Below are 715 nucleotides of genomic sequence, written 5' to 3'. Positions count from 1 at the left end.
TTAAGATGACAATCGCAAAAATCGCTGACGTGACCATAAATATCGCATTGAATATGTTGTTGGCACCCACGATACGCGCGCGATGGCTCTTTGGCGCATAGGCCTGCATTGAGGCATATAAAGGCACAATATATAGACCGCCACTGAATCCCAATAAGAACAAATCAGCAAAGACGCGCCAACTCCCACTGACACCAAATAAATCACTGATGCCAAGCAATGTATCATTATTCACATTTATGTTTAGGCTTGAAAGTGAAAAGTACAAATCAATAGCAAAGATACTCAATCCAGCAATACCAAAAGGCAATAGGCGCAGGCTTACTTGGTTTTTGGTCAATGATTTGCATAATAGTGAGCCTATCGACACGCCTACCGAAAACAGCGTCAATAGAAAAATCACCACCGACTCATCACCGTACAAAATGACTTTGCTGAACTCTGGCACTTGGGTCAAAAACGTCGCCCCATAAAACCAAAACCAGCTGTTGCCAAGAATGACAAAAAACAAAAATGGTAGAGAGTAGAGATAGCGCACCGTAGACAAGCTGGTGGTGATAATATTCCAGTTAATCTTAAGATCAGGCTGCATGGCTGGCATGTTAGGAATATAACGTGCTGCCAGATAACCCAGCACAGCAACGACCAATACGGTGGCGCTAATCCAGTACAGTGATTGTGATAGCTGTGTTAGAACACCAGCGACAATCATACC

General features: G+C 43.4%; 1 protein-coding gene. It reads right to left on the bottom strand.

Annotated elements, in window-relative coordinates:
- Window positions 1–715: MFS transporter (locus tag ACS8FC_RS17430; RefSeq protein ID WP_439297711.1), on the bottom strand; the 715-nt coding region annotated here is incomplete at both ends.

The sequence above is a fragment of the Psychrobacter sp. 1Y4 genome, from assembly GCF_051847555.1.
This window is presented reverse-complemented; position numbering and strand designations above follow the sequence as displayed.